Genomic DNA, 6,584 nt, shown 5'->3' with positions numbered 1-6,584 from the left:
AGGCGGGGCGGGGCGGCGGAGGCGAGGCGGCGTCGCGTCGCCGAGCCCGTCGGTTCTCCAGAAGTTGCGGTGAGCGCCCGCACTTACCGCAACTTGTGGAGCCGCGTCACGAGCTGGCGCGGACGACCAGCTCGGTGGGCATCAGCGTCCGGTGCTCGACCGGGCGGCCCTCGATGCGCGCGACCAGCAGCTCGGCCATGCGCGCGCCGAGCTCGGCGGGCGTCTGGCGCACGGTGCTGAGGGCGGGCACGGCGGTGCGCGCGTACATGTCGTCGTCGAAGCCGACCACGGCGACGTCCTCGGGGACGCGGCGCCCCGCCTCCCGCAGCGCCTCGTACGCGCCGACGGCCATCTGGTCGTTGGCGGCGAAGAGCCCGTCGATGCCGGGATCGCGCTCGAGCAGGCGGCGCATCGCCTCGCGGCCGCTGTCGGGCGAGAAGTCGCCCCACTCGACGAGGGAGTCGTCCAGCCCCGCGTCGGCCAGGGTGCGGCGCCAGCCCACGAGCCGGTCGACGCCCGGGGGCATGTCGGCCGGGCCGGCGATGGTGGCGAGGCGGCGGCGACCGCGCTCGATCAGGTGCGCGGTCGCGTCGGCCGCCCCCTCGGCGTTGTCGACGTCGACGAAGTACGAGCCTCGCTCCTCCGGGGACAGCGGCCGGCCGCCGAAGACGATCGGGAGGGAGTTGGCCAGCGCCGCGTAGGAGTGGTCGCCCGAGTGGTGCGAGACCACCAGGGCGCCGTCGACGTTGCCGCCCAGGAGGTAGCGGCGGGTCTTCTCGCCGTTGGACTCGGACGCGATGAGCATCGAGAGCGTGTAGTCGGTGTCGGCGAGGTGCATGGCGGCGCCCTGCACGATCGACGCGAAGAACGGGTCGGCGAAGACGCGCGCCGTCGACTCCGGGACGATCAGCGCGATCGACTGGGTGCGGCGGGAGGCGAGCATGCGCGCCGCCCGGTTGGGGACGTAGTCGAGCTCGCCGATGGCCTTCTCGACCGCCGCGACGATGTCGGCCGCGACCTGCGGGGCGCCGTTGACGACCCGCGAGACGGTCGCGCGCGACACTCCCGCGCGCGCCGCGACCATCTCGAGGGTGGGGGAGCGCCCCGGCTCCCGTGCCGCCGACCCGTCGCTCACGGCTCAGTCCAGCAACGAGGCGGACGAGCCGCCGATCAGGCGGGAGTAGACGAGTCCGGAGTCCTTGATCGTGCGCTCCTGGGACTCGTAGTCGACGCGCACGATGCCGAAGCGCTTCTCGTAGCCCCAGGCCCACTCGTAGTTGTCGAGCAGCGACCAGACGAAGTAGCCGCGGACGTCGGCGCCCTGGTCGATCGCGTCGGCGACCTTCTCGACGTGGTCGAGGACGTACTGGGTGCGGTCGACGTCGTGCACGCGGCCGTCCTCGACGACGTCGTCGTACGCGGCGCCGTTCTCGGTGACGTACAGCGGAGGGAGGTTCTCGTACTCCAGGCCCAGGCGGGTCAGCAGGTAGCGCAGCCCGTCGGGGTGCACCTCCCAGTCCATCGCCGTGCGCGGCAGACCGCGGCTGGGGAACGTGATGAACTCCGAGCCGACGAACGGGGACGCGGTCTCGCGATCGGTCGCGGCGGCGAAGTCCTCGGCGCCGGCGGGGAGCGGATGACCCGAGACGTTGTCGTCGTGGTAGTGGTTCACGCCGAGGAAGTCGAGCGGCAGCGAGATGAGGTCGAGGTCGCCGTCGACGATCAGCTCGTCCAGGCCCAGTCCCGCGACGTCCTCGAGGAGGTCCTCGGGGTACTCGCCGCGCAGCAGCGGGTCGAGGAAGATGCGGTTCTGCAGGGCGTCGAAGCGGCGGGCGGCGTCGAGGTCGACCTCGTCCTCGGGGTCGTCGGGGACGGCGTTGGAGAGGTTGAGAGTGATGCCGAGGTTCTGCGCGCCGAGCTGCCGCAGCGTCGAGACCGCGAGGCCGTGCGCGAGGTGGGTGTGGTGGACCGCGGCGAGCGCGGCCTGCTGCGAGATCACTCCGGGCGCGTGGACGCCGGCGCCGTAGGAGAGCAGGGTCGAGCAGAAGGGCTCGTTGAAGGTCGTCCAGTGCTGGACGCGGTCGCCGAGGCTCTCGTAGACGGCTTCGGCGTAGTCCCGGAACCGCTCGGCGGTGTCGCGGTTCGTCCAGCCCCCGGTCTCCTCCACGGCCTGCGGGAGGTCCCAGTGGTAGAGCGTCAGCCAGGGCAGGATCCCCGCTCCGAGGAGCTCGTCGACCAGGCGCGAGTAGAAATCGAGTCCCTCGGCGTTGACGGAGCGGTCGCCCGGCTTCACCCGCGACCAGCTGACCGAGAAGCGGTACGAGCCCAGGCCCAGCTCCTTCATCAGCTGCACGTCGGCGGGCATGCGGTGGTAGTGGTCGACGGCGACCTCGGGGGTGTCGCCCTTGGCGACGGCGCCGGGGACGCGCGAGAACGCGTCCCAGATGCTGTCCTCCTTGCCGCCCTCGTGACCCGCGCCCTCGATCTGGGCGGCGGCCGTGGCGGACCCCCAGAGGAATCCGACGGGCCAGTCGCGCACGGCGAGGCGCTCGGCCCTGGCGGTCTGCTCAGCGAGGCTCGGCGACTCGGTGGCGGGGATGCGGGCAACGCTCATGGGCGACTCCTTCGGCTGGTACGGCCATCCTACGGCCTGTGATGGAGCGCTCTCTCGCCTGTCGATCCGCGTCCCGCCGCGAGGGCGGGACTCCCGACGGCCCGGCGTGGTCAGCTGCGACGGCGCCCCTGGGTCTCGTCGGCGCCCGGTCGCTCCGCGCGCACGGCGTCCGTCCGCACGTCCGGCTCGATGCTGCCCGCGGCGAGGTCCGCCCCCGCACGGGCCGCCAGCTGGGGGTCGCTGCGGCGCAGGTCCTCGGCGGTGCGCTGCTCCTGCGCCTGCGCGTCGTCCTGCGCCCGTGCGTCGTCCTGGGCGAGGTCGTGCGCCTCCTGCATCGCCGACTTCGCCCGCAGCGGCGGGGTGCGGAGGAACCACGAGAGCACGAAGGCGAGCAGCACGACCCCGAGGGCCACCGTGAAGACGGTCACCGTCGCATCGTTGAACCCCGTGAGGAACGGAGCCGAGAGCGCGGGATCGGCCGTGTTCAGGAAGGACGTGTCGCCGTCGAGCGCGGATCCGATCGCGGAGGAGTCCTGCGACTGCAGCAGCTCCAGGATCTTCGCGTTGGCGGGATCGGCGACGACGCTCGGGTCGGCGAGAGCGGTCTGCAGGTCGGCGGCGATCCCCGGCTTCCGGAAGGCCGCCGCGATCGTGTCGGGGATGCGGGTGAACAGCACCGAGAAGATCACCGCGGTGCCCAGGGTGCCGCCGATCTGGCGGAAGAACGTGGAGGCGCTCGTCGCGACTCCCATGTTCGCCACGTCGACCGAGTTCTGCGACGCCAGGGTCAGCGTCTGCATCATCTGGCCGAGGCCGAGCCCCAGCATCAGCATGCCGCCCATCATGAACAGGACCGGCTTGTCGATGGAGACGAAGGTGAAGTAGAAGAACGCGGCCGACATCAGGAAGGTCCCGACGATGGGGAACGCGCGGTAGCGCCCGGTGCGCGAGATGATCTGGCCCGAGACGATCGAGGCGATCATGAGGCCGAGGATCATCGGCAGCATCAGGAATCCGGACTCGGTCGGGGTGGCCCCGTTCACCAGCTGCAGGTACAGCGGGATCGTCATCATGCCGCCGAACATGCCGAAGCCGACCAGCACGCCCAGCACGGTGGCCATCGAGAAGGTCGGCGAGCGGAAGAGCTTCAGCGGGATCAGCGCGTCGTCCCCCATCATCCGCTCGGCCGCGATGAAGCCGACGATGCCGAGCGCGCCGACGACGTAGCAGACCCAGGCGATCGGGGAGCCCCAGCCCCACTCGCGACCCTGCTCGGCGATCAGCAGGAGCGGACCGGCGGCGATGACGACCAGGGCCGCGCCCCACCAGTCGATGCGGACGGAGCGCACACCGGCGGGCTTGGGCAGGTGCAGGAAGCGGAGCACGATGACCAGCGCCACGGCGCCGATCGGCAGGTTGATCAGGAACACCCAGCGCCAGCCGGTGATGAAGAGGATCTCGGGGGTGCCGGCGAGGAGTCCGCCGATCAGCGGGCCGACGACGCTCGAGACGCCGAAGACGGCGAGGAAGTACCCCTGGTACTTGGCCCGCTCCCGCGGCGGGAGGATGTCGCCCATCACCGTGAGGGCGAGCGACATCAGGCCGCCGGCGCCCAGGCCCTGGACCGCGCGGAAGCCCGCGAGGCCGAGCATGGAGGTCGCGAAGCCCGCGAGCAGCGACCCGATCAGGAACAGGACGATCGCGATCAGGTAGAGCGGGCGGCGGCCGAAGATGTCCGAGAGCTTCCCGTAGATCGGAGTCGCGATCGTCGAGACGATCAGGTACGCCGTCGTCACCCAGGCCTGCTGGGAGAGCCCGTCGAGGTCGTCGGCGATGGTGCGCATCGACGTGCCGACGATCGTCTGATCCAGCGAGGACAGGAACATGCCCGCCATCAGTCCGAAGATCACGAAGAGGATCTGCCGGTGCGTCATGACCGCGCCGGAGGGCGTCGGTTCGGGCTGTCGGGCGGCGGAGTCGGCCATGGGTGTCCCCTCGTGAGGCGGACGCCCTCAGGGCACGGCGGACCGCCGCGAACGTTGCGTGCTGCGCAAAGTTACACCGCGTGAGGACGCGCCTCCAGGCCCCGGCGGCGAGCCTGAACGGGATCTCAGGAGGCGCGTCCCCGCGTCACTCGGAGCCGACCGCCGACTCGTCGGTCCAGCCGGCCTCGCGGAGCGCCGCACGGGCCTCGGCCCGGGCAGAGTAGGGCGTGCGCACGCCCTGGATGTCGCGGTAGTTCTGGTGCCCGGGGCCCGCCCAGAGGATGGAGTCGCCCTCCTGGGCGAGCGAGACGGCCACGCGGATCGCGCGCTTGGGGTCGTCGACCTCGTGGATCTCGCCGTCGGGCCTCGCCGCGCGGGCCGCGTCGACGAGCGTGCGCCGGATGGACGCGGGGTCCTCGAAGCGCGGGTGGTGGTCGGTGACGACGAGGACGTCGCTGCCCGAGACCGCGGCCTCGGCCATCGCGGGGCGCTTCAGGGTGTCGCGGTCGCCGTCGGCGCCGAACACCATGATCACGCGGCCGCGGGTCACTCCGCGCACCGCCTCGAGCGTGTGCTGGAAGGCGTCGGCACTGTGGCCGAAGTCGACGTAGACGGTCGGGCCGCGCTCGCCCGAGACGCGCTCGGTGCGGCCGGGGAGCGACACGTCGACTCCGCCGTCGCGGTGCAGCGCCGCGCGGATCTCGCCGAGCGGCCGGCCCGATTCGACGAGCATCGCGATGGCCAGCGCCGCGTTGGCGGCCATGTGCGCGCCGATGATCGGCACGGACGTGGTGATCGCCCGCGACTCGCGGTTCTGGATGCGGAAGCCGGTGCGGCCGAACTCCTGCTCGAGGATCGTCACCGTCCAGTCGGCCTCGACGCCGGGCAGCGAGGTGATCGTCGAGACCGGGACGCCCGCCGTCTCGGCGATGCGGGCTCCCGCGGGGGAGTCGAGCGAGACGACGGCGCGACGGGCTCGGTCGGGCTGGAACAGCTGCGCCTTCTGGGCGAAGTACGTCTCCATGTCGCCGTAGTCGTCGAGGTGGTCGTGGCTGAGGTTCGTGAAGCCCGCGACGTCGAAGACGACTCCGTCCACGCGGTGGCGGGTGAGGGCCTGGGCGCTGACCTCGATGGCCGCGGCGCCGACGCCCTCCTCGTGCATCCGGGCGAGCAGGGCGTGCAGCTCGGTCGCCTCGGGCGTGGTCAGTCCGCTCGTGATGGACGTGTCGCCGATGTGGCGCTCCGCCGTCGAGCTGAGGCCGGGCTTCACGCCGAGCTGGCGGAGGAGGCCCTCGATCATGTGCACCGTCGAGGTCTTCCCGTTGGTGCCGGTCACGCCGAAGAGCACGGGAGCGCGCTCGCCGGTGCCGTAGACGGCGGCCGAGACGGCTCCGAGGCGGGCGCGGGGGTCCTCGACGACGAGCACGGGCAGTCCGGTGGCGCGGGCGAGGTCCGCCCCCGCCCCGTCCGTCATCACGGCGGAGGCGCCGCGCTCGCGGGCCTCGGCGACGAACTCGGCGCCGTGGCGGTTCACACCGGCCAGCGCGACGAACAGGTCTCCGGGCTCGACGTCGGAGGCGGTGAGCGTCACGCCGGTGACGTCGGCCTCGAGGAGATCGTCGGCGGGGATCTCGAGGGTGCGCGCGAGGGCCGCGAGAGGGACCGCGGGAGCGAGGCGGGGTCGGAGCATGGGGTCCTTTCGTCGCCGGGACCGGGGGTGCGGGTCCGAGGGGGCGGATCCGGAGGGTCGCGGTTCTGTCACTCAAGCTAGGGGAGTCGCTGATGTGAATCCTTAGAGGATATGGGAGTCCCGCGTGGAGGACGCGGCGGCCACGGGGCGGTGTCCCCGAGGTCCGCAGGGCCCGCGTCTAGGCTCGGAGGATGACGTCGAGCCAGAACGAGACCCCGGGCGGGCGCCCGATGCGCCGACGCGCGCTCGTCATCGGCACCGTGGCGGCGGCCGCCGCCACGGTGCCGATGACGAG

The 6,584-nt window shown here is 72.2% G+C and carries 4 protein-coding genes; all 4 read right to left on the bottom strand.

Annotated elements, in window-relative coordinates; genetic code table 11:
* Nucleotides 1-106: 106 nt before the first annotated feature.
* Complete coding sequence (locus NB037_RS17955) at nucleotides 107-1,084, bottom strand: LacI family DNA-binding transcriptional regulator (RefSeq protein WP_251948212.1); 978 nt, start codon at nucleotides 1,082-1,084, stop codon at nucleotides 107-109.
* Between the two features lie 54 nt (nucleotides 1,085-1,138).
* Nucleotides 1,139-2,614, bottom strand: a complete 1,476-nt coding sequence (locus tag NB037_RS17950; RefSeq protein WP_251948210.1) for a GH1 family beta-glucosidase — start codon at nucleotides 2,612-2,614, stop codon at nucleotides 1,139-1,141.
* A gap of 110 nt (nucleotides 2,615-2,724) precedes the next feature.
* Complete coding sequence (locus NB037_RS17945; protein ID WP_251948208.1) at nucleotides 2,725-4,599, bottom strand: MDR family MFS transporter; 1,875 nt, start codon at nucleotides 4,597-4,599, stop codon at nucleotides 2,725-2,727.
* Between the two features lie 145 nt (nucleotides 4,600-4,744).
* Nucleotides 4,745-6,289 (bottom strand): Mur ligase family protein, encoded by a 1,545-nt coding sequence (locus NB037_RS17940; protein ID WP_251948206.1) that lies wholly within the window; start codon nucleotides 6,287-6,289, stop codon nucleotides 4,745-4,747.
* Between the last annotated feature and the right edge of the window lie 295 nt (nucleotides 6,290-6,584).

Origin of the sequence: Rathayibacter rubneri, from assembly GCF_023743255.1 — a bacterium.
GTDB lineage: Bacteria > Actinomycetota > Actinomycetes > Actinomycetales > Microbacteriaceae > Rathayibacter > Rathayibacter rubneri.
Note: the sequence above shows the minus strand (reverse complement) of the source record. Positions and strands in the feature narration are given on the sequence as shown.

What these genes read in the sequence shown, in the direction of transcription:
- NB037_RS17955 (WP_251948212.1), bottom strand. Translation starts at nt 1,084, where the DNA reads ATGGTCGCGGCGCGCGCGGGAGTGTCGCGCGCGACCGTCTCGCGGGTC.
- NB037_RS17950 (WP_251948210.1), bottom strand. Translation starts at nt 2,614, where the DNA reads ATGAGCGTTGCCCGCATCCCCGCCACCGAGTCGCCGAGCCTCGCTGAG.
- NB037_RS17945 (WP_251948208.1), bottom strand. Translation starts at nt 4,599, where the DNA reads ATGGCCGACTCCGCCGCCCGACAGCCCGAACCGACGCCCTCCGGCGCG.
- NB037_RS17940 (WP_251948206.1), bottom strand. Translation starts at nt 6,289, where the DNA reads ATGCTCCGACCCCGCCTCGCTCCCGCGGTCCCTCTCGCGGCCCTCGCG.